The organism is Micropruina sp. (assembly GCF_047602085.1).
Classification (GTDB): Bacteria; Actinomycetota; Actinomycetes; order Propionibacteriales; family Propionibacteriaceae; genus Micropruina.
Genome location: NZ_JASGID010000007.1, coordinates 169,550 through 194,861 on the forward strand (window position 1 = coordinate 169,550; position 25,312 = coordinate 194,861).

22 protein-coding genes and 2 pseudogenes are annotated in these 25,312 nt (G+C 70.9%); 18 read left to right on the forward strand and 6 right to left on the reverse strand.

The features are described 5' to 3' along the window. Positions 1-129 precede the first annotated feature (129 nt). Entirely contained in the window at positions 130-312 is a 183-nt protein-coding gene (locus QM721_RS13315; RefSeq protein WP_415122777.1) for a hypothetical protein, read from the reverse strand. Next, positions 306-572 (reverse strand): hypothetical protein, encoded by a 267-nt coding sequence (locus QM721_RS13320; protein WP_415122779.1) that lies wholly within the window; start codon positions 570-572, stop codon positions 306-308. Before QM721_RS13320 ends, QM721_RS13315 begins: the two co-directional genes overlap by 7 nt. A 200-nt stretch (positions 573-772) precedes the next feature. Between QM721_RS13320 and QM721_RS13325 the strand changes: the two genes are divergently transcribed. The 12 genes from QM721_RS13325 to QM721_RS13380 all read left to right on the forward strand — a co-directional run bounded on the left by QM721_RS13325 (position 773) and on the right by QM721_RS13380 (position 10,717). Then, positions 773-1,762 (forward strand): ABC transporter substrate-binding protein, encoded by a 990-nt coding sequence (locus QM721_RS13325; RefSeq protein WP_415122781.1) that lies wholly within the window; start codon positions 773-775, stop codon positions 1,760-1,762. A 16-nt stretch (positions 1,763-1,778) separates the two neighbouring features. After that, entirely contained in the window at positions 1,779-2,435 is a 657-nt protein-coding gene (locus QM721_RS13330; protein WP_415122783.1) for an SAM-dependent methyltransferase, read from the forward strand. A gap of 54 nt (positions 2,436-2,489) precedes the next feature. Further along, complete coding sequence (locus QM721_RS13335; protein ID WP_415122785.1) at positions 2,490-3,206, forward strand: helix-turn-helix domain-containing protein; 717 nt, start codon at positions 2,490-2,492, stop codon at positions 3,204-3,206. A 52-nt stretch (positions 3,207-3,258) separates the two neighbouring features. Continuing rightward, positions 3,259-4,146 (forward strand): fructose bisphosphate aldolase, encoded by an 888-nt coding sequence (locus QM721_RS13340; RefSeq protein ID WP_415122787.1) that lies wholly within the window; start codon positions 3,259-3,261, stop codon positions 4,144-4,146. Positions 4,147-4,159: 13 nt separating this feature from the next. Then, the gene (locus tag QM721_RS13345; RefSeq protein ID WP_415122789.1) at positions 4,160-4,456 is read left to right on the forward strand and encodes a hypothetical protein; all 297 of its coding nucleotides are present in this window, start codon (positions 4,160-4,162) and stop codon (positions 4,454-4,456) included. Further along, a complete protein-coding gene (locus QM721_RS13350) occupies positions 4,453-5,550 on the forward strand; it encodes a FecCD family ABC transporter permease (RefSeq protein WP_415122791.1) in 1,098 nt (365 codons plus the stop codon). Before QM721_RS13345 ends, QM721_RS13350 begins: the two co-directional genes overlap by 4 nt. Then, positions 5,547-6,362 (forward strand): ABC transporter ATP-binding protein, encoded by an 816-nt coding sequence (locus QM721_RS13355; RefSeq protein WP_415122793.1) that lies wholly within the window; start codon positions 5,547-5,549, stop codon positions 6,360-6,362. Before QM721_RS13350 ends, QM721_RS13355 begins: the two co-directional genes overlap by 4 nt. Continuing rightward, positions 6,359-7,339: an ABC transporter substrate-binding protein gene (locus QM721_RS13360; protein WP_415122795.1), complete on the forward strand. Its 981-nt coding sequence runs from the start codon at positions 6,359-6,361 to the stop codon at positions 7,337-7,339. Before QM721_RS13355 ends, QM721_RS13360 begins: the two co-directional genes overlap by 4 nt. A 244-nt stretch (positions 7,340-7,583) precedes the next feature. Continuing rightward, positions 7,584-8,525, forward strand: a complete 942-nt coding sequence (locus QM721_RS13365) for a metal ABC transporter solute-binding protein, Zn/Mn family (RefSeq protein ID WP_415122797.1) — start codon at positions 7,584-7,586, stop codon at positions 8,523-8,525. Between the two features lie 56 nt (positions 8,526-8,581). After that, on the forward strand, positions 8,582-9,409 hold the full coding sequence (locus tag QM721_RS13370) for a metal ABC transporter ATP-binding protein (protein WP_415123442.1): 828 nt from the start codon (positions 8,582-8,584) through the stop codon (positions 9,407-9,409). Then, positions 9,406-10,299 (forward strand): metal ABC transporter permease, encoded by an 894-nt coding sequence (locus QM721_RS13375; RefSeq protein ID WP_415122799.1) that lies wholly within the window; start codon positions 9,406-9,408, stop codon positions 10,297-10,299. The genes QM721_RS13370 and QM721_RS13375 overlap by 4 nt, the downstream gene beginning before the upstream one ends. A gap of 25 nt (positions 10,300-10,324) precedes the next feature. Then, on the forward strand, positions 10,325-10,717 hold the full coding sequence (locus QM721_RS13380) for a Fur family transcriptional regulator (RefSeq protein WP_415122801.1): 393 nt from the start codon (positions 10,325-10,327) through the stop codon (positions 10,715-10,717). Positions 10,718-10,926: 209 nt separating this feature from the next. On the opposite strand, the gene QM721_RS13385 is transcribed toward QM721_RS13380, so the two are convergent. Continuing rightward, a complete protein-coding gene (locus QM721_RS13385; RefSeq protein WP_415122803.1) occupies positions 10,927-12,177 on the reverse strand; it encodes an MFS transporter in 1,251 nt (416 codons plus the stop codon). Between the two features lie 167 nt (positions 12,178-12,344). On the opposite strand from QM721_RS13385, the pseudogene QM721_RS13390 reads away from it, so the two are divergent. Beyond that, positions 12,345-13,085: pseudogene (locus QM721_RS13390) on the forward strand (MFS transporter); the annotation flags it as partial. 481 nt (positions 13,086-13,566) lie between these two features. Here QM721_RS13390 and QM721_RS13395 read toward each other — a convergent pair. The 3 genes from QM721_RS13395 to QM721_RS13405 are packed head-to-tail and all read right to left on the reverse strand — an operon-like array spanning position 13,567 to position 16,455. Beyond that, a complete protein-coding gene (locus QM721_RS13395) occupies positions 13,567-14,349 on the reverse strand; it encodes an ABC transporter ATP-binding protein (protein WP_415122805.1) in 783 nt (260 codons plus the stop codon). Positions 14,350-14,354: 5 nt separating this feature from the next. After that, on the reverse strand, positions 14,355-15,353 hold the full coding sequence (locus tag QM721_RS13400) for an ABC transporter substrate-binding protein (RefSeq protein ID WP_415122807.1): 999 nt from the start codon (positions 15,351-15,353) through the stop codon (positions 14,355-14,357). Positions 15,354-15,399: 46 nt separating this feature from the next. Further along, positions 15,400-16,455 (reverse strand): FecCD family ABC transporter permease, encoded by a 1,056-nt coding sequence (locus tag QM721_RS13405; protein ID WP_415122810.1) that lies wholly within the window; start codon positions 16,453-16,455, stop codon positions 15,400-15,402. 96 nt (positions 16,456-16,551) lie between these two features. Here QM721_RS13405 and QM721_RS13410 point away from each other — a divergent pair, with 96 nt between their 5' ends. The 5 genes and pseudogenes from QM721_RS13410 to QM721_RS13430 all read left to right on the forward strand — a co-directional run bounded on the left by QM721_RS13410 (position 16,552) and on the right by QM721_RS13430 (position 24,423). After that, positions 16,552-18,315, forward strand: a complete 1,764-nt coding sequence (locus tag QM721_RS13410) for an ABC transporter ATP-binding protein/permease (protein WP_415122812.1) — start codon at positions 16,552-16,554, stop codon at positions 18,313-18,315. Positions 18,316-18,456: 141 nt separating this feature from the next. Then, positions 18,457-19,497: pseudogene (locus tag QM721_RS13415) on the forward strand (ABC transporter transmembrane domain-containing protein); the annotation flags it as partial. 103 nt (positions 19,498-19,600) lie between these two features. Beyond that, complete coding sequence (locus QM721_RS13420) at positions 19,601-20,107, forward strand: ATP-binding cassette domain-containing protein (RefSeq protein WP_415122814.1); 507 nt, start codon at positions 19,601-19,603, stop codon at positions 20,105-20,107. 303 nt (positions 20,108-20,410) lie between these two features. Further along, complete coding sequence (locus tag QM721_RS13425; RefSeq protein WP_415122816.1) at positions 20,411-22,627, forward strand: YcaO-like family protein; 2,217 nt, start codon at positions 20,411-20,413, stop codon at positions 22,625-22,627. Then, positions 22,624-24,423 carry a YcaO-like family protein gene (locus QM721_RS13430; protein WP_415122818.1) on the forward strand — a complete coding sequence of 600 codons (1,800 nt, stop codon included), beginning with the start codon at positions 22,624-22,626 and terminating at the stop codon, positions 24,421-24,423. Before QM721_RS13425 ends, QM721_RS13430 begins: the two co-directional genes overlap by 4 nt. The last annotated feature ends 889 nt before the right edge of the window (positions 24,424-25,312 follow it).

A 25,312-nucleotide genomic window follows, 5' to 3' on the forward strand; every position in this document is an offset into this window, starting at 1 on the left:
GCCGGCACACTGCTCCGACTGGGTACCGCAGCTTCTCACCATCTTGTCGGTTCCTATGATGCGCAGGCAGAGCGCGTGTGTCCGATAGGGGTGCGGCTGCGGCTGCGACATCGGGTGGGTTGGCCAGTGTCAGCTCGTTGCGTCCGGGCGGCGGGTCTTTGAGTAGGCGTCTGCTAGGTGGTCGAGGAACGTGGGCAGCTTGTCGTTCATCTCGGCCCAGCTATTGGCTCGTAGGGCGTCGGGTTGCTGCACGAAGCGGTGATTGGTGAGGGTCGGCAGATCGGTTTCGGCTTCGATGAGAAGCTCTACCACCTCGGGTGTGAATTCCAGATCCGGAAACTCACCCGGCCAGCCACGCCCACGCTGCGGGGCAGTGAGACCTTCTCCATCGTGTAGCCGAACTCAGTCGCGCGGGTGCTATCGCCGACCAGCGGGGTGATGTGCTCACCCGTCTCGCTGTCATGACTGTGCTCGCTCGCGGTCAGCGGCGTCGGTGACGGCGTGGGTGTGCCGCACCCGGTCGCGCCGAGCGCCAGCAGCACCGCGACGGCCGCCGCACCGAGCTTCGTCACCGCCTCATTGTGTCAAGCCGCCACCTCGGACGGGCCCCATTGCGACTACCGGACGGACCCCCGATCTAGGGAGCATCTCTCTTGCCGATTTGGCATGAAGATTTTCACCCGCCCGCTCTGGTCTCGTACCGTAGGAGCTGTCTATTGAGAACGGTTGTCACTTACCGGGCATGAGCCCGGTGGTGTCCGAAAGGTGCGCGATGGGGACTTCCCGAACTGGTCGGTGGCGGCCGGCGCTGGTGTTGGCCGGCCTGGTGCTCGCCGGTTGTTCGACCACGGCCCCGGCCACTCCGGCCGGCAGTACGCTGCCCGTGACCGCGACGGCCGGCTACCCGGCGACGGTCGCTTCCTGCGGTCGCGATTTCAGCTACGCCAAAGCGCCCACCCGGGTGCTGCTCGGCAACTACCGCACGCTGAAGACCCTGGACCGCCTCGGGGTGGCCGATGCCGTACACGGCTACCTGCTCGGCCCGGACGACCGTGGCGTCGCCCCCGGCAGCCTGTCGAAAGACCTGGTGATGGTTTCTCCCGACACAGTCCCAGCCCGCGAGCCGGTGATCGCCGCCGCACCCGACCTGTTCTTGTCGTTCACCGAGGCGCAGCTCGTCGGCCAGGGCAAGCTCTCCTACGACGACCTGGCCGGCATCGGCGCCAATGCCTACGTGATGGGCGACTACTGCATGGCCTCGCCGGTCAACCGGTCGATCGACACCGTCTATGCCGACATCACCAATCTGGGCCGGATCTTCGGCGTGGCCGAACGCGCCGAGCAGCTGAATCGACAGCTCAAGGACCGGGTGGCCAAGGCGAAGGCCTCGCTGGACGGCCGCGCCGCGACCGTGGCGTTCCTCAAGGTGGTCGGAGGTAAGGTCTACGCGATCGGGGGCTACCCGGTATCGGCAACTCTGGATGCCCTCGGGCTGACTAACCAGTTCGCAGACCTGCCCACCACGTTCGCCGAACTGAGCGCCGAGCAGGCCCGGGCGATGACGCCGGACCTGATCTTCGTGAACTACGTCGGCGATGAGAAGGCGGCCATCGCCGAACTGGCCGCCGCGCTGCCGGACCTGCCCGCCGTTAAGGGCGGACGCGTGCACGGGGCCGACGAGAACCTCGCCCAGGGCGGCGGTGTCGGTGCCATCGACTCGCTCGAGGCGATCGCGGCCGACGTCAAGAACGCTCGTCGCTGACCGGAAGAAGCTGATGATGACGAACCCGATGCCCAGCGCGCCGCAGTTCTGGGACGGCTTCTACGCCGGCCACACCCACGCCGAGCGTGGACCGGTGGGCCGACACCTGATCGCCGAGGTCAGCGGCCTGGAACCTGGCACCGCGCTCGATCTCGGCTGCGGCGAGGGTGCGGACGCGATCTGGCTCGCCGAACAGGGCTGGACGGTGCGCGCCGTCGACGCCTCCCGGACGGCGCTGGCGCGGGCCCGCGCCCACGCCGTCCGTCTCGGCCTGGGTGAGCGGATCGACTTCGCCCAGCACGACCTCGGCAGCGACTTCCCCGCGGGGGAGTTCGACCTGGTGTCGGCGCAATTCCTGCACTCGCCGGTCGCCGCACCCGACGAGCGGGAGCGGATCCTGCGCCGGGCGGGCCAGGCGGTCACTCCCGGCGGGCACCTGCTGGTCGTCTCGCACTGGGGCGTGCCGCCCTGGCATCAGGGCCTGCCCGCCGTCGATCATCCGGTCAACCTCGCCCTGCAATCGCCGGAGCAGAACCGCGCCGCGCTGCAGCTCGCCGATGGGCAGTGGGAGATCGTCCGGGACGAGCTCGACACGATCGAGTTGACCGGTCCCGAGGGGCAGCCGGGCGCTCGCCAGGACCATGTCCTACACGTCCGCAGGATCGTGCGATGAGGGCCCGGGCGATCAGGGTCGGGCCCGTCTTCGTCCGGCGCGGGTAGCGGCTCCGTGACCGAGTGGGAGCAAGGGGCCGACCTGACCCGCGCGGTGTTGCGTGAGGTCGGACCGCGGCTGCGGGCGGCGCGGCTGAAGCGCGATCTCACCCTCGAAGCACTTGCCGAGGCCACCGGCATCTCGGCGTCCACCTTGTCCCGGCTCGAAGCGGGCAAGCGTGCCCCGAACCTCGAACTGCTCCTCCCGGTCACCCGCGCGCTGCGGCTCAGCGTCGACGACCTGCTGATGTGGACGACGCCCGACCCCCGCATCCGCGCCCGCACCCGACGGTTCGGCAACCTCACCGTGGAATACCTCTCACCCGAGAGTGCACCCGTGCAGACCTTCAAGATGACCCTCACCCCGTCGGACGAAACCATCCGGACCCGATCGCACGACGGCTACGAGTGGTGCTACGTCCTGCGCGGCCGCGCCCGCGTCGTCCTCGGCGACCATGAACTCGTGCTGGAGGCCGGCCAGGCCGCCGAGTTCGACACCCGGCTTCCGCACGGCGTCGCCGCCCTCGGTCGCGAGCCGCTGGAGATCCTCACCATCTTCAACCGCAGCGGTGAACGTCTCGGCCTCCCCAAAGACCCGCCGGTGAGCGCTCCGCTGGTTGAGCTTGTCGAAACCCCACGCCGCGGTCCACTCCGCGGCCTCGACAAGCTCGACCCACGGGTGGGTCAGAAGTCACCACTTAATAAGAATGAGAATCATTCCGAATTGCGTTAGTCTGATGCCGACCCACGACCGAGCCGGCGAGAGCCGACCAAGGAGGCTGTTCATGTCCGACCCGCAGATGCTCGCCCGCTTCGAAACCGGCGACGGCTTCATCGCCGCCCTGGACCAGAGTGGCGGCAGCACGCCCAAGGCGTTGAAGTCGTATGGCATTGATGAGTCCGCCTACTCAACCGACGCCGAGATGTACGACCTGATCCAGGCGGCCCGCGCCCGGATCATCACCAGCGCCGCCTTCACCAGCGATCGGATCCTCGGCGCGATCCTGTTCGAGGCCACCCTCGACCGGCAGATCGACGGCGAGGGCGTGGCCGCCTACCTGTGGCAGCGCAAGGGCATCATCCCGTTCGTCAAGATCGACAAGGGCCTGGCCGACCGCGCCGACGACGTCCAGCCGATGCGTGACATCCCCGGTCTGGACGAGCTGCTCGCCAAGGCGCGCGGCCTCGGCGTCTTCGGCACCAAGGAGCGCTCGGTGATCCACGCCGCGAACGCCCGCGGCATCGACGCGATCGTCGCCCAGCAGTTCGAGGTCGGTCGACGGGTGCTGGACGCCGGACTGATGCCGATCCTCGAGCCCGAGGTGAACATCGGCGCGCCCGACAAGGTGGAGGCGGAGTCGTTGCTGAAGGCGGCGATCTTGGCCCGGCTGGGCGGCCTGGGCGAGGAGAAGATCGCGCTCAAGCTGTCCATCCCAACCGTCGACGGCTTCTACACCGACCTGATCGAGCACCCCAATGTGGCGCGGGTGGTCGCACTGTCCGGCGGCTACAGCCGTGACGAGGCGAATGAGAGGCTGGCCCGCAACCCCGGCCTGATCGCCAGCTTCAGCCGCGCCCTGCTCGACGGCCTGACGGCGCAGCAGGGCGACGACGAGTTCGACGCCACCCTGGCAGCCACGAGCGAGTCGATCTATGCGGCCTCGGTGGCCTGACCGGTATCGCCTCGTGAGTACGGATCGGCGCTGGGTGAGCGACGCTCAGTACCGCTGCATTCGGGCCGGGCTACGGGTGCTGTCGGCATGGACGCGGCCCTCCCGTGACCCCGAGGCGGCGCTCAGCCGGGCGCTGCGGTATGAGCCCGATGGTGGCCAGGTAACGGTCGGACTGGCCACCATCGCTCGGCTGCTCGCCATGGAGTTGGCGGCGGCGACCGGGCGCACCGAGCGCGAGGTGTTGGAGGAGACGGGCGCGACCGTGGAGCGGCTGCAGTACGCGGCGACGCCGGGATCGGCCGCGGGGTGACGCCATCTCGGACGGTCGTCTTCGCCGGCGTGAACCCGGCCGACGAGCCGCCGCCGACGCTGCCCCGGCCACCGGCCTTCGGGCTGCTGTTGCTCGGCCTCGCCCTGGGAGTCGTGGCCCTGGCGCTCGTCTCGGTCTCCGTCGGTTCTGTCCCGCTGTCGCTCGCCGAGGTCTGGCGGATCGTCGTCGCACACCTGGGCCTGGCCGGCGCGACCGCCGACACCGTCGCCGACCAGATCGTCTGGACGGTCCGGCTGCCGCGGACCCTGCTGGCCATCCTGGTCGGCGCCGGGCTCGGCGTCGCCGGGACCGTCATCCAGGCGGTGGTCCGCAACCCGCTCGGCGACCCGCAGCTGATCGGTGTGACGCCGGGGGCCGGTTTCGGCGCGGTCCTGGTGATCGTGCTGGGCAGCGACGCGATCGGTGGGGCACCGCTGGCGGCGGCCGCCTTCGCCGGTGCGCTGCTGGCCTTCGCCGTCGTCTTCCTGCTCGGACGCAGCGGCGGCGAGTGGCCGCCGGCCCGGCTGGTGCTGGCCGGCGTCGCGGTCGGCTACGTGTTCTCGTCGGCCACCTACTTCCTGCAGATCCTGGCCACGCCCAGCCAGGTGCAACGGGTGCTGTACTGGTCGCTGGGCAGCGTCTCCGGCGCGCAGTGGCGTGACCTGCCGCTGCTCACCGCGGTGGTCGTGCTCGGCGCCGGCTGGCTGGTGATCGCCGGCGGCCGGCTCAACGCGCTGGTCTCTGGCGCCGACCTGGCCCGCTCGCTGGGTGTCGACGTCGGCCGCTTCCAACTGCAACTGATGCTGCTCGCCGCGCTGGTCACCGGCTGCGTGGTCACCGTGTCGGGCGGCATCGGCTTCGTCGGCCTGATGGTGCCGCACATCGCCCGCCAGTTGGTGGGCACCGACCACCGCCGGGTGCTGCCCTGCGCGCTGCTGATCGGCGCCGCGGTGCTGCTGGTCGCCGACCTGATCGCCCGGCTGGTGCTGGCACCCGCCGAACTGCCGGTCGGTGTGGTCACCGCTGCCATCGGGGCACCCTTCTTCGTCTGGCTGCTGGCCAGCGGACGCCGTGGAGTGCGGACGGCGCGATGAGGGTCGACGTCGAGGGACTGCGGGTCGATCTGGCCGGAAGCCGCGTCCTGCACGATGCCGCGCTGACGGCCGCCGATGGTGAGTTCGTCGGGCTGGTCGGACCGAACGGTTCGGGCAAGACCACCTTGCTGCGCAGCATCTACCGGGCGCTGCGTCCGGCCTCGGGGTTGGTGGCGGTGGGAGGCGATGACGTGTGGCAGCTACCCGCACGGGAGGCGGCCCGGCGCACTGCCGCGGTGCTGCAGGACGACGTCCCCGACTTCGAGTTCTGTGTTCGCGAGGTGGTCGAACTCGGCCGGGTGCCGCACCTGGGCCGGCTGGAGCGGCTCCGCGACGACGACCGCGAGGCGGTGGAGGAAGCGTTGGCCACCGCCGGGGTGTCGCACCTGGCCGAGCGTGGCGTCGGCACCCTGTCCGGCGGCGAGCGGCAGCGGGTGTTCGTGGCCCGCGCGCTGGCCCAGGCCACCCCGGTGATCGTCCTCGACGAGCCGACCAACCACCTCGACATTCGCGCCCAGGTGGAGCTGCTCGAACTGCTCCGCTCGCTGCCGGTCACCGTGCTCGCCGCCCTGCACGACCTGAACCTGGCCGCCGCCTACTGCGACCGCGTCGTCGTCCTGGCCGCCGGCCGGGTGGTGGCCGACGGCCCCACCGACGAGGTGCTCACACCGGAACTGATCGGCTCGGTCTACGGCGTCGCCGTCCATCGCGGCGTCAACCCGCTGACCGGACGCTTGGCGCTCAGCTATGCACCCGCACCCGGGCCGGCCACCGTGGCCGCGCCCGTCACCGTCGAAAGGGACACCAGATGAAGCTCATCCTCCGCTGTGCGCTGGCCGCCGCTGTCTCGCTGGCCGCGGTGGCCTGCAGCAGCCCGGCGGCGCCGGTCACGGCGCCCGCGCCGTCCGCCTCCGCCACGCCGCAATCCGCCGGCAGCTATCCGGTCACGGTGAGTAGTTGCGGCCGCGACTTCAGCTACGCCAAGGCGCCGACCCGGGTGGTGCTCGGCTACCCGGGCACGCTGGACACCCTGACCGCGCTCGGCGTCCAGAACAGCGTGCGGGGCTACGTGCTCGGCTCGCAGGGCGCGCTGCCGGCCGGCGCCCCCGAGGGCATCGTCGAGGTGTCGCCCGACTACACGCCGTCGCGGGAATCGATGCTGGGTGCCCAGCCCGACCTCTTCCTCGGCAACGACGAGGGCCAGGTGACCGGCGAGGGCAAGGTCAGCTACGACGACCTGACCGGCATCGGCTCCGGCGTGTACATCATGGGCGGCTACTGCGCGAAGACCCCGGCGGGACGCACCCTGGCCACGATCGAAGCCGACGTCACGAACCTCGGCCACATCTTCGGAGTCGACGAGCGGGCCCGCGAACTCAACCAGGAGATCGAGACCCGGGTGGCCAGGGCCAAGGCCTCGCTCGCCGGCAAGCAGCTACGGATCGCCTACGTGCAGTCCTTCAACGGCAAGCTCTACGCGCTCAGCGGCTATCCGGCGGCGACAATCATCGAGACGCTCGGCCAGGTCAACGAGTTCGGCGATCTGAAGCAGAGCTGGGCCGAGATCAGCCGCGAGGACGCCCTGCGCCGCAAGCCCGACGTGCTGATCGTGAGCGTCTCCGACGGCAAACCCGAGGCTGCCGTCGCCGAGATCACCAAGACGCTCGCCGGCACCAAGGCGGTCGAGGCGGGCCATGTGCTCACGGTCAACGGCAGCGACTTCGAGGCCGGCGGCATCAGCGTGATCCGCCAACTCGAGGACGTCGCCGGCCAGTTGGCCAAGTTGTGACGGCCGCCGCCCATCGAGCTTGTCGAAACCCCGCCAGCCGTTGATCGAGCTTGTCGAGATCCTTCCGAGGGTTTCGACAAGCTCAACCAGCGGTGGGCGGCCTGGGTCTCGACCAACTCGACCACCGAGGCGTGATCAACCGCCAACAGTCTGTTATGAGAGTAGTTATCATTACCGTCGTAGTACGAGCTGCAGCCGAGCCGTCCCCAGGTGGTGACCGCCGGCCCGATCAGATTGGACAACCATGAAGCTCACCCGATTCGCCCTTCCACTCGCGGCGTCGCTGGCGGCGTTCGCCCTCGCTAGCTGCTCGTCACCGGCGGGCACGACCTCGCCCACGGCGTCCGGCAGTCCCAGCGCGAGCACCAGCGCCGCACCGATCGAGGTGGTGGCGTCCACCAACGTGTGGGGCGACATCGCGGCGAAGGTGGGTGGCGACAAGGTGAGCGTCACGTCGATCATCGACGACCCCGACAAGGATCCGCACGAGTACGAGGCGAGCGCCCAGAACCAGCTGGCACTCTCCAAGGCGAAGGTCGTGATCGAGAACGGCGGCGGCTACGACGACTTCGTCGACACCATGCTCGCCTCCGCCAAGAACACCTCGGCCACGGTGCTCAACGCCGTCACCATCTCGGGCAAGAAGGCCGCGGCGGGCGACGAGCTGAACGAACACGTCTGGTACGACTTCCCGACCGTTCAGAAGGTGATCGACCAGATCCAGACCACCTACGCCGGCATCGATCCGGCCAGCGCCGACACCTTCGCCAACAACGCCAAGCAACTCAAAGGTTCGATCGACGGCCTGATCAAGAAGCAAGGCGACCTGAAGGCGACCTACAACGGGCAGCCGGTCGCGATCACCGAGCCGGTGCCGCTGTACATGCTCGAGGCGATCGGCCTGAAGAACAAGACGCCCGAGGCATTCTCCGAGGCGATCGAGGAGGACTCCGACGTTGCCCCGGCGGTGCTGCAGGCCACGCTCAAGCTCTTCAGCGGTCACGCGGTCAAGCTGCTGGCCTACAACGAGCAGACCACCGGTCCGCAGACCGAAGCGGTGCTCAAGGCGGCCAAGGACAACAACATCCCGGTCGTCGGCGTCACCGAGACCTTGCCCAGCGGTGAGGACTACGTCTCGTGGATGACGAAGAACCTCGACGCCATCGGTGCCGCCCTCGCGAAGTGACCACCGACCTCACGGCCCAGGCCGCCTCGCTGCCCGCCCACGGCAGCGAGGCGGTCCTGAGCCTGCGCGGTGCCGGCCTGCGCTTCGGCGACCGCGTGCTCTGGGACGGCCTGGACCTCGACGTGCACGTGGGCGAGTTCATCGCCGTCCTCGGCGCGAACGGTTCCGGTAAGTCCAGTCTGCTCAAGGCGATTCTCGGCCAACTGCCGCTGTCCGCCGGGAGCGCCGAGTTCCTTGGCCAACCGATCAGGCGTGGCAACCGCCGGATCGGCTACGTGCCGCAGCAGAAGCTCGCCGACGACGGGGTGCCGCTGCGCGCTCAGGATCTCGTCGGCCTCGGCCTGGACGGCCACCGATGGGGCATTCCGCTGCCCAGCCGACGGCGTCGCGCCGCCGTCGACGCGCTGCTCCGCGACGTTCATGCCGAGGGCTACCGGCGGGCTCCGTTGTCCACGCTGTCGGGCGGGGAGCAACAGCGGCTGCGGATCGGGCAGGCGCTGGCCGGCGAACCCCGGCTGCTGCTCTGTGACGAGCCGCTGCTGTCACTCGACCTCGCCTACCAGGCCACGGTGAGCGAACTGGTCGACGCCAGCCGTCGGAGCCACCGGCTCGGCGTCCTGTTCGTCACCCACGACATCAACCCGGTGCTCGGCTTCGTCGACCGGGTGCTCTACATCGCCGGCGGACGGGTAAGGCTCGGCACGCCCGAGCAGGTGATGCGCACCGATGTGCTCAGCGACCTCTACGGCGCGCCGGTGGACGTGCTGCGCACCCACGGGCGGATCGTGATCGTCGGCGCCCCCGACAGCCACCCGACCCACGGCCACCGCGAGGTGCCGGACGCCGGCGATCCTGACGCCACAACGAAAGCCGGACGACCATGACCCAGATCGACCAGAACTGGTGGTCGCAGCTGTTCGTCTTCGACCACTACGGGGAGCTGCTGGCACTGCTGCACAACTCGATCCTGGCCGGCGCCGTGCTCGGCGTCGTCGGCGGCCTGATCGGGGTGTTCGTGATCGCCCGGGACATGCCGTTCGCCGTCCACGGCATCAGCGAACTGTCCTTTGCCGGCGCCTCCGCAGGCCTGCTGCTGGGCATCGGCGTGGTCGCCGGCGCCCTGGCCGGCTCGGTCCTCGCCGCGCTGCTGCTCGGCATCCTCGGCGCCCGGGCGCGCGACCGCAACTCGATCACCGCGGTGATCATGCCGTTCGGTCTCGGCCTGGGCATTCTCTGCCTCGCGCTCTACCCGGGCCGGTCGGCCAACAAATTCGGGCTGCTCACCGGGCAGATCGTCGCCATCGACGACCCGCAGATCGGGGCGTTGCTGACGATCTCGGCCATCGTGGTGGCCGGGCTGCTGCTGATCTGGCGGCCACTGCTGTTCGCCAGTACGGACGCCGACGTGGCGGCCGCCCGCGGCGTCCCGACCCGGCTGCTGTCGATCGTGTTCATGCTGCTGCTGGGGCTCGCGGTCGCCGTCTCGGTGCAGATCGTCGGGGCGCTGCTGGTGCTGTCGCTACTGGTGACACCTGCCGCCGCGGCGCTGCGGGTGTCGTCCTCGCCGCTGCTGGTGCCGCTGCTCAGCGTCTGCTTCGCGGTCACCTCGACGGTCGGCGGCATCCTGCTCGCACTGGGGGGTTCGATCCCGATCAGTCCCTATGTGACGACGATCTCGTTCACCATCTACCTGGTCTGCCAGCTGATCCGCGTCGTCCGCCGTCGTGGCCGGGGCCGGGACGGCCGGGCGCGCCCGCTGCTCGCCGCGCACTAGCCATCCGGTTGCGTCGGTCGGCACCATGGTCAGCTCCATCCGGAAACCCACCCCCCAGCAGGACGCCGTCGTGGCCCTGCTCGCCGCCGCTGATCACTTCCTGTCCGCGCGGACGATCCGGGACCAACTGGCCGCGTCGGAGCGGCCGGTCAGCCTGGCCACCGTGTACCGGACGCTGCGCGAACTCACCGAAGCCGGGACGGTCGACCGCACCCATGCCGCCACCGGCGAGACGTCGTACCACCTGCGCGGCGACGGCCACCACAGCTACCTGGTGTGCCGCTCGTGCGGCGTCGCCGTCCCGATCAGCACCGAATCGACCCGGACCCGGGTCGCCGCCACCGCGACCGCGCGGGGCTTCACCGACGTGACCGTCACCGTCGACATCACCGCCGTGTGCCCGGACTGCTCGGGCTGAGCGGGATTCGTCGGCCGCGGGACGCCGGGCCGAAGGCGTCCGGATCGGCCGGCGAGGTATCCATCCCTTGGGTGGCGTCGTCGAGATCGCCGACCTCGGGTTCCGACGAGCCCGACCGGCAACGGAGGAGTCGATCAGCGGTGGTCAGGTCGATCAGCGGTTCCCTGACCAGTCGGCGAGAACCGTGCGGGCCGCGGGGCGATCCTGGTTCAGTCCTCCACCGGGCTGAGCAGGTCCAGCCGGTCGATCCGGCGGGCACCCATCGCCACCCCCGCCAGCAGGCTGGCCAGCACCCCGGCGGCGCAGACCAGCAGGGCGAGCCGGATGCCGCCCGCGCCGGCGATCAGGCCGCCCAGCATGGTGCCCGCCGGCGAACCGCCCCAGGAGATCATCCGGGCCGTCGTGTTCACCCGCGACTGCAGCCGCATCGGCGTGAGGGTCTGCCGCACCACGATGGCGTTCAGGGTCACCGCGATCATCGCCGCGTTGAGCAGGGCGAGCAGCGCCACGCCGGCGATCCAGTCGCCGGTCAGGGCCAGGGCCGTCACCAAGGTGGCGGTGACCGCCAGCCCGGCCAGCGTGATCGTGCCGACCCGGAACCGTCGCTGCAACCGGGTGACCAGCATGCTGCCGCCGAAGCTGCCCACCGATGCGGCCATGTACAGCACGCCCAGCCGCGGGTCGTCGTCGGTGAAGCCGAACGCCTCCACGCCCACCACCACGGTCAGCGCCGAGACCGCACCGCCGGCAGTCAGCGCCAGGCCGAGGCCGACCAGGGTCAGCACCCGGATGGCATGCTGCTCCCAGACGAACCGCAGGCCCTCGGCGACGTCCGCCAGCAGGGTGGGCCGTCCGGACGCCTCGGAGGAAACGCGGGGCAGCGGCAGCCGGGCGATCAGCACCGCCTCCACCAGATAGCCGACGCCGTCCAGGCCCACCACCCAGGCCGGACCGACCAGGGTGATCAGCACACCCGCGACGCCCGGGCCGGCGATGCTGATCACCGTGTAGATCGCCGATTGGGACGCTGTCGCGCGGCCCACGTTGGTGCGTCCGACCAGTCGGGGCAGTGCGCCGAAGCCGGCGGCGTCGGCGAAGACGAACGCCGTTCCGACCACGAAGGCGGTGACGATCACGTGAGCGGCCGTGATCACGCCCAGCACATGGGCGATCGCCACCGACAGCATCGCGACTCCGGCGACCGTGCTCCAGCCGGCCATGGTGCGGCGGCTGTCCCAGCGGTCGGCCAGGGCCCCGGCGGGCAGGCCGAGGAGCAGATAGGGCAACGCGCCGGCCGCCGCCAGCAAGCCGGTCAGCGCCGCGCTGCCGGTCAACTGGTAGATCAGCACCGGCAGTGCGACCAGGCTCATCACGTTGCCGGTCCAGGCGGCGATTCGGGCGGTCAGATAGCGCGGGTAGCCGGGAATGGTGGCCAGCTTCGGCAGCGTCCGTTCGGTCATCGCGGCCTACGCGCTGAGCTTGCGATAGCGGAGCAGCCGGCGCGCGGACGCGGCGGCCGGGCGTCCGTCGGCTGGGGTGAGCGCCTCCTCGAACTGCGCCCGGACGTCGTCTCGGGCGAGATGCATGTCGGTCGCCCCATAATGAATCTCATTATGATTAGGCGTCTATGAGTCTCCAAATCTCGTCCCGCCGACCGCCGGCGGTGCGGCGCGGGATCGCCGGCGGCGCCCTGCTCGGGACGCAATTGCTGTTCAACGTCGGGTTCTACGCGGTGGTCCCGTTCATCGCGGTGATCCTGACCGACGACTTCGCGCTCGGCGGGGCGGCCGTCGGCGTCGTCCTTGGCGTCCGGACGTTCGCCCAGCAGGGCATGTTCCTGGTCGGCGGACTGCTGGCGGATCGTCTCGGCGCGAAGGCGGTCATCCTGCTGGGCTGCGGCGTCCGGGCCGTCGGCTTCCTCACCCTGTCGGCGTCCCTGTGGCCGGCGGAGCCGGCGCTGGGCTGGTTCGTGGTCGGCACCGTCCTCACCGGGCTCGGCGGGGCCATGTTCTCGCCGTCGCTGAACACGCTGGTCGCGCGCGCCGACCAGGGACGGCGCCCGGCCGCGCCGAAGGCGAGTCTCTTCGCCTGGCTCACGGTGGCCGGAGAGACGGGTGCCGCGATCGGTCCCCTGGCGGGCGCGCTGCTGTTCGGCTGGGGCTTCTCCGTCGTCGCCGCCTCGGGGGCCGGACTGTTCGCCGTGATCGGACTGCTGCTCGGGTGGCGGCTGCCCGCCGATACGCGAGCCGGCGACTCCCGAGCCGCGGACGCCCCGGCGCGCCGGCCCGGCACCGGACGTTCTGCCTTGTCGGATCGCCGTTTCATGGCCTTCGCCGCGCTGCACTGCGTGGACCTGCTGGCCTACAACCAGCTCTACCTGGCCTTTCCCGTCGAGCTGCGCCGGGTGGGCGCGGGGCCGCTGGTGCTCGGATTCGTCTTCACCTGGGTGTCGATCCTCACCGTGACGCTGCAACTGCCGATCGCGCGCTGGTGCGGCCGGCTGGCGCCCTGGGCGGCGCTGCGCATCGGCTACCTGCTGAGTGCCGCCGGGTTCCTCGTCCTGGCGGCCTGCACCCTGGTCGCGCCGCCGCCCGGCTATGAGCTGCTGCCGATGTTCGTGGCGGTCACCCTGCTGGCGCTCAGCCATCTGTTCGCGCTGCCCACCGCTCTCTGCGCGGTGAGCGGGTTCGCCGGCGTCCGGCCGAGCGGCTCGTACTTCGGGCTGCTGGCCAGCTTCGGGGGGGTCGCCGTGCTGCTCGGAAATGTGGGCATCGGGGCCCTGCTGGGTGCGGCGGCGACGCCTCGGCCGGCAGCCGCGGTGCCCTGGCTGGTGCTGGCCGCGCTGCCGGTCATGTCGGCGGGGATGATCGGTCGGCCCTGGATCTGGGCGCCAGGACCAGCTGCAGGACGCCGTCCACCCGGATCGGGGTCACCCGCACCCCGTACACCGGCTCCAGGATCTCCGGGGTGAGGACATCGTCGACCCGGCCGTCGGCCCGGACCCGGCCGTCGTGCAACAGCACCAGGTCGTCGCAGTAGCGGGCGGCCAGGTTCAGGTCGTGCAGGACGACGACGCTGGTCAACCCCAGGTGCCGGACCAGGGTCAGTACCTCGTGCTGGTAGTGCACGTCCAGATGGTTGGTGGGCTCGTCCAATAGCAGGTAGCGGCTGCGCTGCGCCAGTGCTCGGGCGATCAGTACGCGTTGCCGCTCGCCGCCAGAGAGCTGGCCGAGGGTGCGGTCCGCCAGCTGGGTGACGCCGGTGCGCGTCATCGCCTCCCCGGCGATGGCGCGGTCCTCGTCGGTGTAGCTCGCCCAGTCCGAGCGGTGCACGCTGCGCCCGAGCAGGACCAGTTCGGCGACAGTGATCTCCGGTACGCCCTCCTCCTGCTGGGCGACCACCGCGGTGCGGCGGGCCAGCTCGCGGGTCGACAGCCGGCGCAGATCGTCGGTGTCGATCCAGAGCTTCCCGGCGGAGTCGACGGCCCGCAGTACGGCGCGCAGCAGCGTCGACTTGCCGCTGCCGTTGGGTCCGATCAGCCCGAGCACCCGGCCGGGGTGAGCCGTCCAGCTCACCCCGGCCAGGGCGGGAGTCCGGCCGTAGTGGACCCGTAGGTCCGTGCCACGCAGCACTCCGGTCAGCTCCCGAGTCCGGCCACGGCCTGGTGCAGTGCCTCCAGCCCGTCGATTGCGGCCGGGGATGCCGAGGTCTGGTTGGCCAGCAGCGGGATGATCCGGCCGGCCTTGACCGCCCGCAGGTCCTTGGCGCCCGGCTCGGCGAGCAGGCGCTTTTTCGCGGTTTCGAAGCTCTCGCCGAATAGCCCGTAGGCGAGCACGATCACCTCGGGGTCGGCCTTCAGTAGGGACTCGGTGGACACCTCGAGGTAGGTCTTCGGCTGGTTGCCGTACACGTTGCTCAGACCGTTCACGGTTAGCTGGGTCTGTAGGATGCCGGCGCCGCCGTAGGCGCTCATCGGCGCGGAAGAGGAGAAGTAGTAGACGGCGGCCGCGCTGCGGGTGCTGGCTGGCTTGCCGTCCTGTACCGCCTTGATCCGGGCGTTCAGCCGGCTCACGGACTGCTCGGCGACGGTGGTGGTGCCGAAGATCTGGCCGAAGCGGGTCACGTCGCCGAGGATGACCTCGAAGGTGACCGGTTTCACCTCGTCGTTGGCGTCGTGGCCGCATTCGCCGCTGATGGTCAGCAGCGTGATCCCGGCATCGGCGAGCGTTTTCGGATCGGCCTTGAAGAACCCGTAGCCGACCACGGTCTCGGCACCGCTGCCGAGGATCTTCTCCGTGGTCGGGTCGGACGGATCAATGATGGTCGCACCGCTCGGGGGATGGCTTAGTCCGCCCGGCAGTTCGGCGCCGAATTCGCCCGAGCGGGCGATGATCCTGTCCGCGGCTCCGGCCGCGTCCAGCAGGGCTATGGCGTCACTGCCGATCGTCATCACCTTGGTCGGGGCGGCCTTGAAGGTGACCTCCTTGCCGCAGTCCGGGACGGTCAGCGGGTAGCTGACGGCGGCCGAGCTCGGCGTCGCGGACAGGTCGGCTGCCGGGGGTGCCGAGTTTGAGCAGCCGGCCAGCGCGAGCAGGGTCGCCGCCCCGAGTGCGGCGAGCTTGGTGGATGTGATCACGGGCTTCCTTTCGATGAGGAGGTCTTCCTTGGTGGAGAATCGGGGGCTAGCGGGCGGCGGACATCCGGTGCACCAGGGCGACCAGCAGGGGCGTCCCGAGTAGGGCGGTCAGCACGCCCAGCGGCAGCTCGGCCGGGGCGAACGCGGTGCGGGCCAGCGCGTCCGACCAGATCAGCACCAGGGCGCCGATCAACGCGGACGCCGGCAGCACCAGCCGGTGCGGCGCGCCGACCAGCCGTCGGGCGACGTGGGGGACCACCAGGCCGACGAAGCCGATCGCGCCGGAGACCGACACGGCCACGGCGACGCAGAGGGCGACGGTGGCGGTGGCGAGCGCGCGGAACCGGATCGGGTGGGTGCCCAGTGCCCGGGCGGTGTCGTCGCCCAGCGCGATTGCGTCGAGCCGGCGCGACCAGCCGAGCAGCAGCACGAAGGTGACTAGCGTGCTCAGGCAGAGCAGGCCCAGGGTGTCCCAGCGGGACTGGCCCAGCGAGCCGAGCATCCAAAACAGCACGGCCCGGATGCCGTCGCGGGAGTTGGAGAGGAAGACCAGCAGGTTGGTCAGGGCGCCGAGCGCGAAGCCGACCGCGATGCCGGCGAAGACCAGCCGGCTGGGCACCAACCGGCCACCGATCCGGGCCAGCGCGAAGACCAGGGCGATCGCCAGCAGGGCGCCGAGGAAGGCGCTCCCGGCCAGAGCGGCCGCGCCGGCCGCGGAGGCCACGAACAGGATCTGAGTGGCGGCGCCGGCCGAGGCTCCGGACGAGATGCCCAGCAGGTACGGGTCGGCCAGCGGGTTGCGGACCAGGGCTTGAATGGCCGCGCCGGCGACCGAGAGCGCGGCGCCGACGAAGGCGCCGGCGACCACCCGGGGCAGGCGCAGGAGCCAGACGATGTTGCTCTCCGCCGCAGTCCAGGTGCCCGGATCGGCGAGCATTCCGAGCTTGGCGGCAACGACGCTCACCACAGTTTCCGGCGGGATGAATACCGGCCCGACGCCCACGCTGATCACCATCGACACGGCCAGCGCCACGCCGAGGGCAGGCAGCAGGACGACGCCGGCGACGCGCGGGCGAATCCTCGATGGGGTGTGGACAAACACAGAAGTAAATGATAATCATTATCAATCAAAGGTGGCAAGGTGGCCTCGGCGAGGCGGGACTCGGCGGGCCGTGGGCCGGCCGGAACAGGAGGCGTGGTGGGTTCGTCCGTTCACCTGAAGTTGCTCGGGCTGCCAGGTGGCCGGTTGCGCCTGTTGGTCTGGCCCATTCTGTGCGGACTGGCGATCTCCGGGCTGCTGCTGGCGCAGGCGCTGGTCACCTCGCAGATCTTCGTGTTGCTGTTCGCGCCCGCCGAGACGGCAGGGGACGGGCTGGCCGGCTGGCTCGGTCTGCTGGCGGTGCTGCTGCTGGTCCGCCCGCTGGCCGGCATCGTCCGGGAACTGACCGCGGTGCGGGCGATGACCGCGATCAAGGTCGACCTCCGGGAGCGAGTGCTCACCCGCCTGGCCCGGCGCGGCCCGATCCCGCTCACCCGGGAACGCAGCGGCACGGTGCAGTCGCTGCTGGTCGACGGCGTCGAGAACATGGACGCCTACTACAGCCGCTACCTGCCGCAGGTCGGCATCGTCGTGGTGAACACCGTCGTGGGGGTCGCGCTGCTGGCAGCCATCGACGTCCCAGTTGCGCTGGTGGTCGGTGCCACCGCGCTGCTGGTGCCGGTGCTGCCGCGGCTGTGGGACCGGATCCTCGCCGAGCGCGGTTCCTCGCATTGGGCCGCCTATTCTGAGCTGCACGCCGATTTCGTCGACTCGCTGCAGGCGATGACGACACTCAAGGCGCTCGGCGCCGTCCACCGTCGGCAGCAGGAGCTCGAACAGGCCTCCGACCGGCTGCTGGCCGCCACCATGAACCAGTTGAAGGTCTCCCTGATCGAGTCCGGAATCAGCGCGTTCGCCCTCGTCCTGGGACCTTTGGTGGCGATCCTGGTCAGCCTGCAACGGATCGGCGCCGGAGTACTCCCGGCGCTGGCGATCTTCGCCATCACCCTGCTGACCTTCGAGATGTTCCGGCCGTTCCGGGAGCTCTCCGGGTACTGGCACGCCGGTTACCTGGGTGTCTTCGCCGGGCAGCAGCTACTCGACGTGCTCAGCGAGCCCGTGCCGCCGGAGCCGTCCCGCCCGGCCGAGCCGTTGGCGGCCGGCACCCGGGCGATCGACGTCGAGTTGGACGCCGTCCGCTACCGCTACCCGGGGGCGGACGCACCCGCGCTGGACCAGGTGAGCCTGCGCGTCCGGGCGGGGGAGCGGATCGCCTTGGTTGGGCCGAGCGGTTCCGGCAAGTCCACCGTGGCCGCACTGCTGGCCCGGTTCGCGCTGCCGGAGGGCGGCGAGGCGCGGCTGGGCGGCGTCCCAACCACCGGGCTGAGCGCCGCCGAATGCGTCGATCGGGTCGCGGTGGTGCCGCAGACCCCGGTGCTGTTCCACGGGACGCTGCGGGAGAACCTGCTGGACGCCGATCCGGACGCGGACGATGCCGCATTGCTGGCCGTGATCCGGCTGACCGGCCTGGAGCAACTCGGCCCGGACGGCACCGCCACCGCGGCGCTGAGCCGGTCGGTCGGCGAACGTGGCGCGCTGCTGTCGGGCGGGCAGCGGCAGCGGGTGGCCATCGCCCGGGCCGTGCTGCGCCGGACGCCGGTGCTCGTCCTGGACGAGGCGACCTCGGCGCTCGACCCTCGATCGGAGGCGGCGCTACTGGACCGGCTGCGGGCGTTCCATCCCGGGCAGACCCTGATCGTGATCGCTCACCGGCTCGCCGCGGTGACCGACCTGCCGCGGATCGTGGTGCTGGCCGACGGCCGCGTCCGTGAGCAGGGGTCGGCTGGTGAACTGCTGGGCGCCGACGGGCTGTTCGCCGCGATGGCGCGGCGGCAGGGCGCCGAGGCGGTGACCGCCCGGTGAACGCGCGAGCTGATCCGGGACGCCCAGACCCGGCGGATACCCGGCGGTAGCCGGGAGCTGCTCGACGGCGTGCTGTCGCTGCGCGGAGTGCTGGCCGACCAGCGCCCGCTGTTCGTCGCCTCGGTGTCGTTGATTGTCGGCATGCAGCTGTGCGCGGCCTCGGTGTCGGCGCTGACCGCGTACCTCTCGGCGCGGATCGCCGTTGAGTACCTGGATGGGATCGGGCTGTGGATCGCCATCCTGGCGATCGCCGTGGCACTGCTGGGCGTGCTCACCTGGCTCGAATCCTGGTGGTCGCACGTCCTGGCCTACCGGGTGCTGGCCCGGCTGCGGCTGCTGGTGCATGCCGCGATCGGCCGGATCGCGCCCGGCGGCCTCGCCGGCCGGCGCACCGGGGAGGTGGCCGGCGCCGCGGTCAACGACGTGGAACAGCTGGAATGGTTCTACGCGCACACCGCGGGCGCCTCGCTGGCCGCGGTGATCTCACCGCTGGTGCTCACCGGTGTGAGCGTCGCGCTGGTCGGCCCGCCGGCACTGATGCTGCTGGCCGGGCTGCTCGTGCTACTGGTGCCGCTGTGGCTGCTGGCGCCGCTGCAGGCCCGGCAGGGCGAGGCGATCCGGGCCGAGCTCTCGGCGCTGAAGGCCGAGACGCTGGAGGGCGCCCAAGGCCTGCGTGACCTGCTCACACTGAGCGCGATGGGACGGCAGATCGCCCGGGTGGTGCGCCGCACCGAGGCACTGCAGCGCCGCCGCCGCACCTTCAACCTGCGGGCCGGGGCCGAATCGGCGCTGGCCGACGGCGTGATCGCCGCCGCCCACCTCGGCATGCTCGCCGTGCTCGGCGGCCAGGTGCGGGCCGGTGAGCTGCCCGCAGAGGTGGTGCCGGTCGCCGTCGTGCTGGTCTTCCACACCTTCGCGCCAGTCGCCGGCGTCTTCGCGATGTGGCAGCGGCTGGGCGAACTGGCCGCGGCGGCCCGCCGCGTCCACGACGTCTCCCGGGCACCATCCCCGGTCGACGACGCCGCGGCGTCCGCCGAGCCGTTCGACGGCCGCGGCACGCTCGAACTGCGCGGGGTCGACGCCGGCTACGGGGAGGCCACGGTGCTGCACGGCATCGACCTGGCCGTCCCGGAGGGCCAGACGCTCGCGCTGGTCGGGGCGAGCGGCGCCGGCAAGTCGACGCTGGCGCACCTGCTGGTCCGGTTCGCCGACCCGACCCGCGGGACCGTCCGGCTGGGCGGCCAGCGACCTGCGCACCGTCGACTCCAGCCAGGTCCGGCGCCGGGTGGTGCTGGTCCCGCAGACCGCCTACGCCATGCGCGGCACGCTGCGCAGCAACCTGGCCCTGGCCGGGCCGGACGCCACCGACGCCGCGATGATCGCCGCGTTGCGCCAGGCGGCCCTCGGCGAGCTGCTCGACGCCCTCCCCGACGGGCTGGACACGCCGATCGGCGAGGGCGGCGCCACGCTGTCCGGCGGCCAGCTGCAGCGGCTGTCGATCGCCCGGGCGCTGCTGCTCGATCCCGCCGTGCTGATTCTGGACGAGCCGGTCGCCCACCTGGACGCGCTGGCCGAGGCGGAGCTGAACGCCGCCGTCCGGGAACTGCGCCGGGGCCGGACGACGATCCTGATCGCGCATCGGGCCTCGACCATCCGCTCCGCCGACCGGGTGGTGCTGCTGGACGCCGGACGGGTGGTCGCCGACGGCGTCCACGACGACCTGCTGGCGACGTCCGGCGCGTACGCCGACCTGCTCGCCAACCCGGAGACAATCCTGACCCGGTATGCCTGATCCGACCGGGTCCGTCCGGCCCCGGTTCCACCCCCGACATCCGGAAAGGAGGTGCAAACCGATGCAGATCACCATCAAGGAGGTGGCCACCCAGCAGGCGCAGGACAAGATCCTGGCGCCGAACTCGCACAACCATGGCCACGTGTCCACCGCGTTCGCGTGGGCCAACTGAGGTAGGACCGAGGGCCACGGCGCGGATGGCCCGGCCCAAGAATGGCGGGTCCGCTGCCGCGGACACCGGCAGCGGACCCGTCCCTCATTCTCCCGCCACTCGTCAGCTCCCCCTACCGGTTTGGAACAGCCATGACCCTCACTCCCGCCCCCGTCCGGAAGATTCGCGTCGAGGTGCGCCCGCTACGCGGCAACCGGACGCTGATCAGCACGCCACGGGGACGGCATTACACAGTCGACCTGGCGGGCACCGACGTGCTGCGGCTGCTGGACGCCATCGCCGCGCCCGAGCGGCCGTCGCCGCTGCTTCCCGCCGGCTGGCAGGCGGCCGCCGCCGACCTGGAGCGGGTGCTGACCGCGGACGGCGCGTTCGACGAGCAGCCTGAGGCGGTCGGCGCCGCCGCCGAGGCGTCCGGCGCAGGGACGTCCGTCGCCGGGCTGGACGGTGTCCTGGTGGGCGGTGACACGGACGTCGTGGCCGAACTGCTGGCCGCCGCGGGACGGCTCGGCGCAGCGGGCTGGGTCGCGGCCGACCCGGACCCGCGCACCGCCGTCCATCAGGCGTTCGCCAGTGGTGCGACGCTGCTGCACGCCGTTCGCGGCGGCGACGAGACCGGTCTGATCGCCCTCGACCGGCTCTGCTCGGACGCCCGGGTCGGCTGGGTGCCGTTGACCCTGCACTGCTCCCGGATCTGGCTCGGTCCCTTCGTGACGCCCGGCCACGGCGCCGGCTACGAAGATCTGGCGGCCCGTCGGCTGGCCGCCGCCGACGACCCGGAGAGCCACCAGGCACTGGGACGTCCGTCGCTGACCAGCGACAGCGGCGCCGACCCCGACCGGCTGGCCGGGCTCTTCGACCAAGTGGTGTGCCGGCTTGCCGACCCGGGCTTCCGGGCCGGCGACCTGGCCATCGAGGTCCAGTCCGGCCAGGTGCGGCAGCACCCGGTGCTGCCGTTGCCCGGCAGCACCGCGCGGCCGCGGACGCACCGTCCGGAGGATCTGATCGACCCGGAGACAGGCCTGATCCTGCGCACCCGCCGGATCACCCACCACCCCAGCGTGCCAGCCTCGCTGCAGACCGTGCAGGCGGACGTCTGCACGCTGCGCCGGGTTTCCCGCTGGGCCAACAACACCTCGTGCCAAGGCAGTTCCTTCGGCGACCCTGACGCCGCTCGCGCCGCCGCTATCGGGGAAGCCGCCGAACGCTATTGCGGCAACATCCTGGACACCCTGCCGATCGAGCACGGGTCATGGGCCGCGCTGTCGCGACGTCCGATCGGTCGGCTGCTCGATCCGCGCGACTTGGTGCTGTACTCAGCCGACCAGTACGCGGCCCCCGGCTTCCCATTCGTAGAACTCACCGCCGACCTGCCGGTGCATTGGGTGCCCGGCAGGTCGCTGACCCGCGGTGAGGACGTCTGGGTGCCGGCGTCGATGGTGTACGTGAACTGGTTCACCGCCGGTCACGCCGGCGCCGCGGTGACCAACTTCTGTCCCTTCGCCGGGATCGCCGCCGGACCGACCCTGGACTACGCCGTCTGCAGCGCACTGGAGGAGGTGATCGAGCGGCACGCCACCATGGTCTGGTGGCTGAACGCCCAGCCGCTGCCGGCGCTGCGGCTCACCACCGAGCTGCTGGCACCCTGGCAGGAGTTGGCTCCGGACTCCGGGCAGCGTCCTTCGGTGATTCCGCTGGAGAACGAGTTCGGCGTCCCGGTGGCCGCCGGTGTGCTCGCCCACGATGCCGAGCGCCTGCTCACGATCGGTTTCTCGGCGCGTCCGGGCATCGTGGCGGCCTCATTGAAGGCCTGGACCGAGTCGCTTACGTTGCAGGAGGGTGCCCGTGACCTGCTGCCCGCCGACGGCCGGCACTGGGCGGCGATGCGACGCGGAGAACTGAACGGACGATCGTTCAAGCCGTGGCGCGCCGATCGCCGTTACCTGGACGACTTCCGTCCCGACATGCACGACTGCGACGACCTGATGGTGCAGCAACAGGTCTACCTCGACCCGCGGGCCATCGAGCAGGTGCGGCACCTGGTTGAGCGTCCGGCCACGCGGACGGCGGCCGAGGTGCCGTCGGTGCCGGAGCGCACGGTGGACGCCTACCGGCAGCGGATCGAGGCACTCGGGCTGGAGGTGATCGTCGTCGACATCACCTCCCCGGACGTGGCCAGCACCGGGCTGCGGGTCGTTCGGGTGATCGTTCCGGGCACCGTCGGCAACGCGCCCGCGGCCTTCCCGTTCCTGGGCCGCGGCCGGGTCCAGAACCTCGCCGTCGAGCTGGGCTGGCGCGCGACGCCACTGCCAGAGCAGGAACTCAACTACTTCCCGCTGCCGCACGCATGACCCACCTCCATCTCGCCGCGGCGGCCGACGGAGGGTTGCTGGCGACCACCGCCGACACCCGGTTCGCCATCGACCTGCCGGCAGCACGACTCGCTTCGTCGACCGCCCGGGAGACGCTGCGCAAAGCCCTCGCCGAGGTCGTCGACGACCCGGTCGACTGGGCGCCACCCTCGGCGGAGCCCCCAGGGCCGCACGCGGAGATCCTGCTGCCCGGCCAGCCGCGTCGACGCACCTGCCCGGCGGTCTGGTGGTACGGCGGAGCCTGGTACGCCGCCCGCGGCGACGACGTGGACGCCGCGATGGCGGTGCTGCGCACCGGCGCCTCGGATCGCGCGGTGGCGCAGACTTGGGAGTCGCCCTCGCTGCGGATCGGACTCCCCACGCTGCAGGACGTGCGGATCGAGCGGCTCGCCGAGGCCGTCGACGACCTGGAGCGGGGGTGGATGCTGCGCAACGGCGACGGTGCCGTGACCCAGCACCGGATTGCGCCCTGGCCCGACCTCGACCCGATCACAGGCATCTGTAGACGGATCAGCGACCGCCCGCCCGAACCCGGGTTTCCGAGCACCTTCCGGCACCTGCACGCGACGCTGCCCCGAACCGAGCTGAACTGGCCCGAATGGCAGGCCGACCGGCTCGCGCCCGCCGCCCTGCTCGTGACCCCCAGCTGCGCAGACGGTGAGCTGCGCGAACGGGCGGTGGCCTCGGCGGTCGCGCACCTTGCCGGACCATGGTGCCGGGCGACGATCGCCCGGCGGGGGAGCCCGGAGGAACTGCGCGCCGCCGGCGTCCGCGTCCTGGACCCGGCGCTCCTGACGGTCGCCGACCCGGCGCTCGGTGCCCACCCCGACTCGCCGCTGCCGCCCATCCGCGGCGACCAGGAGCAGTGGTGGGTGCCTGCCCGACGACTAAGCCAGCCCAGGCCGGTCTGGGCACCAATCGCCTTCACCCACACCTATTCCGACCCGCCGGCGCTGCCCGACCAACCGGTGCTCGGCTACCACAACCTGGCCGGCGCCGCCGCCGCCAGGACGGTCCCGGCCGCGGTGAGCGCGGGCCTGCGACACGTACTCAGCTTGGACGCCGTCGCCCGCTGGTGGCGCAGCTGCGACGCCCCTGCGCCTCCGGCGCTCGCGGTACCGGCCCGGCTGCGGGACGCCTGGGGCGATGCGATGCTCGAGCTCGAACTACGGCTGCTGCCCTCCCGCTTCGAGGTGCCCGTGGTGCTGGCCGTCGTGCGCGATCGGGAGCGGGCGATCACCACCCTCGGTCATGCCGCGGGCGACCCAATCGAGGCTGCGATGAAGGCAGCCGCCGAGGCCCTGCTGCAACTCGCCTCGGCCCGCGACCTGCTGGACCCAGACGGGCTGATCCGGCACTCGGCGGCGCTGGGCGCCGGGACCGCCCCGGGCTTGCTGGAGCATCGCCCTCGACGCGACTACCTCAACTGCGCGCCGACACGGTCGTCCGGGACCGCGATCCCAGCCCGTCCCGCGCTCACCGACGCGATGGCACACCTGCAGGTCGGGCTCGACCCGCGCCTGCAGCGCCGGCTCCACACCCGGCTGGGCGATCCGCCGCCTGCCCGACCACCGTCCTGGCCCGGGGTCGCCGAACTGGTGCACCGCGGTGTACCAGTCCATGTCGTCACTCTCACCCCGCCGCCGCTGCGGCACAGCGGCTGGCACGCCGTCCGGGTGTTGGTCCCAGGCTGTCTCCGGCTCGAACCGGCCGCGCTCCCTATCCGGGCCGGGGTCGGCAACAGGCCGGAGCATCTCCCCTATCCGGGCTGGTGAGCGACGTGATCTCGCGGCCAACACTGAGCGGCCGGGACTAGCGCAATGCTGCACGTGCTCCTTCGGCTACCGGACCCCGCGGGAAGTGATAGTGGCGCCGAAGACATGACTGACCCTTTCAAGGGCGCGGACCGGATGATCGACGACGCTTCGGCAACTCGGCGTCCCCATCGTGAGTGTCGTTCCAAATCCGCGGCGCCCTTCCCAGTTGACTTTGGGAGCAGTCATGTCATCCAGCGCACAGACCAAAGGCGTGACTCGGAACTGGAGCGGTGCGCGGCCGCTCACTCGGAATATCTCAGTCCGAGACTCTACCGACTATCAGCGGTGTCGCCGGTGCCCGCGCCAGGGTCGAGTTGCACGAACTCCGCTTGCTATCCGCCGATACCGATCGATATGCCGCCGAACAGCGCAGTGCTGACGTAGGCTACTCAACATCCTCGACAGTCTGTGCCAGAAACACCTGTCAGGATCCGGACGTCAATAGAATTGAGTGAGCAACCGTGGAACTTTTAAACGCTGTAATCGGGGTCGTGGTCGGCGCCGTGCTCGGTCTTGCCACATCCTGGTATCTCGCCCGTCGTGCCGAACGTCGAGAATCAACGACAAGGCTCGTAACGGAGTTCTTCTCAGATGAGTTTCTGGCGCACCGAATTTCGGTTTCTCGAACGCGACGAAAGCATGACGACGATCAGGTCTCGATCGAAGACTTGGCGCGCGGCTACTGGTTCCCTGGAGGCGGAAACTCGTACCAAGGGGACCTATACAAGGATATGAATGAGCATCAACATATTGAAGCCTACATCGGATTCCTCATTCGAATCCACTATCTAGCGAGCCTCGGTAGGCTGGACGTGCCTGAGTTGAGTGCTGCTATCGGGATGCCTCT

Excerpts from the sequence above, each read along its gene's own strand:
- QM721_RS13325 (WP_415122781.1), top strand. The coding sequence starts at position 773 with ATGGGGACTTCCCGAACTGGTCGGTGGCGGCCGGCGCTGGTGTTGGCC.
- QM721_RS13330 (WP_415122783.1), top strand. The coding sequence starts at position 1,779 with ATGACGAACCCGATGCCCAGCGCGCCGCAGTTCTGGGACGGCTTCTAC.
- QM721_RS13340 (WP_415122787.1), top strand. The coding sequence starts at position 3,259 with ATGTCCGACCCGCAGATGCTCGCCCGCTTCGAAACCGGCGACGGCTTC.
- QM721_RS13355 (WP_415122793.1), top strand. The coding sequence starts at position 5,547 with ATGAGGGTCGACGTCGAGGGACTGCGGGTCGATCTGGCCGGAAGCCGC.
- QM721_RS13360 (WP_415122795.1), top strand. The coding sequence starts at position 6,359 with ATGAAGCTCATCCTCCGCTGTGCGCTGGCCGCCGCTGTCTCGCTGGCC.
- QM721_RS13365 (WP_415122797.1), top strand. The coding sequence starts at position 7,584 with ATGAAGCTCACCCGATTCGCCCTTCCACTCGCGGCGTCGCTGGCGGCG.
- QM721_RS13375 (WP_415122799.1), top strand. The coding sequence starts at position 9,406 with ATGACCCAGATCGACCAGAACTGGTGGTCGCAGCTGTTCGTCTTCGAC.
- QM721_RS13380 (WP_415122801.1), top strand. The coding sequence starts at position 10,325 with ATGGTCAGCTCCATCCGGAAACCCACCCCCCAGCAGGACGCCGTCGTG.
- QM721_RS13385 (WP_415122803.1), bottom strand. The coding sequence starts at position 12,177 with ATGACCGAACGGACGCTGCCGAAGCTGGCCACCATTCCCGGCTACCCG.
- QM721_RS13425 (WP_415122816.1), top strand. The coding sequence starts at position 20,411 with ATGACCCTCACTCCCGCCCCCGTCCGGAAGATTCGCGTCGAGGTGCGC.
- QM721_RS13430 (WP_415122818.1), top strand. The coding sequence starts at position 22,624 with ATGACCCACCTCCATCTCGCCGCGGCGGCCGACGGAGGGTTGCTGGCG.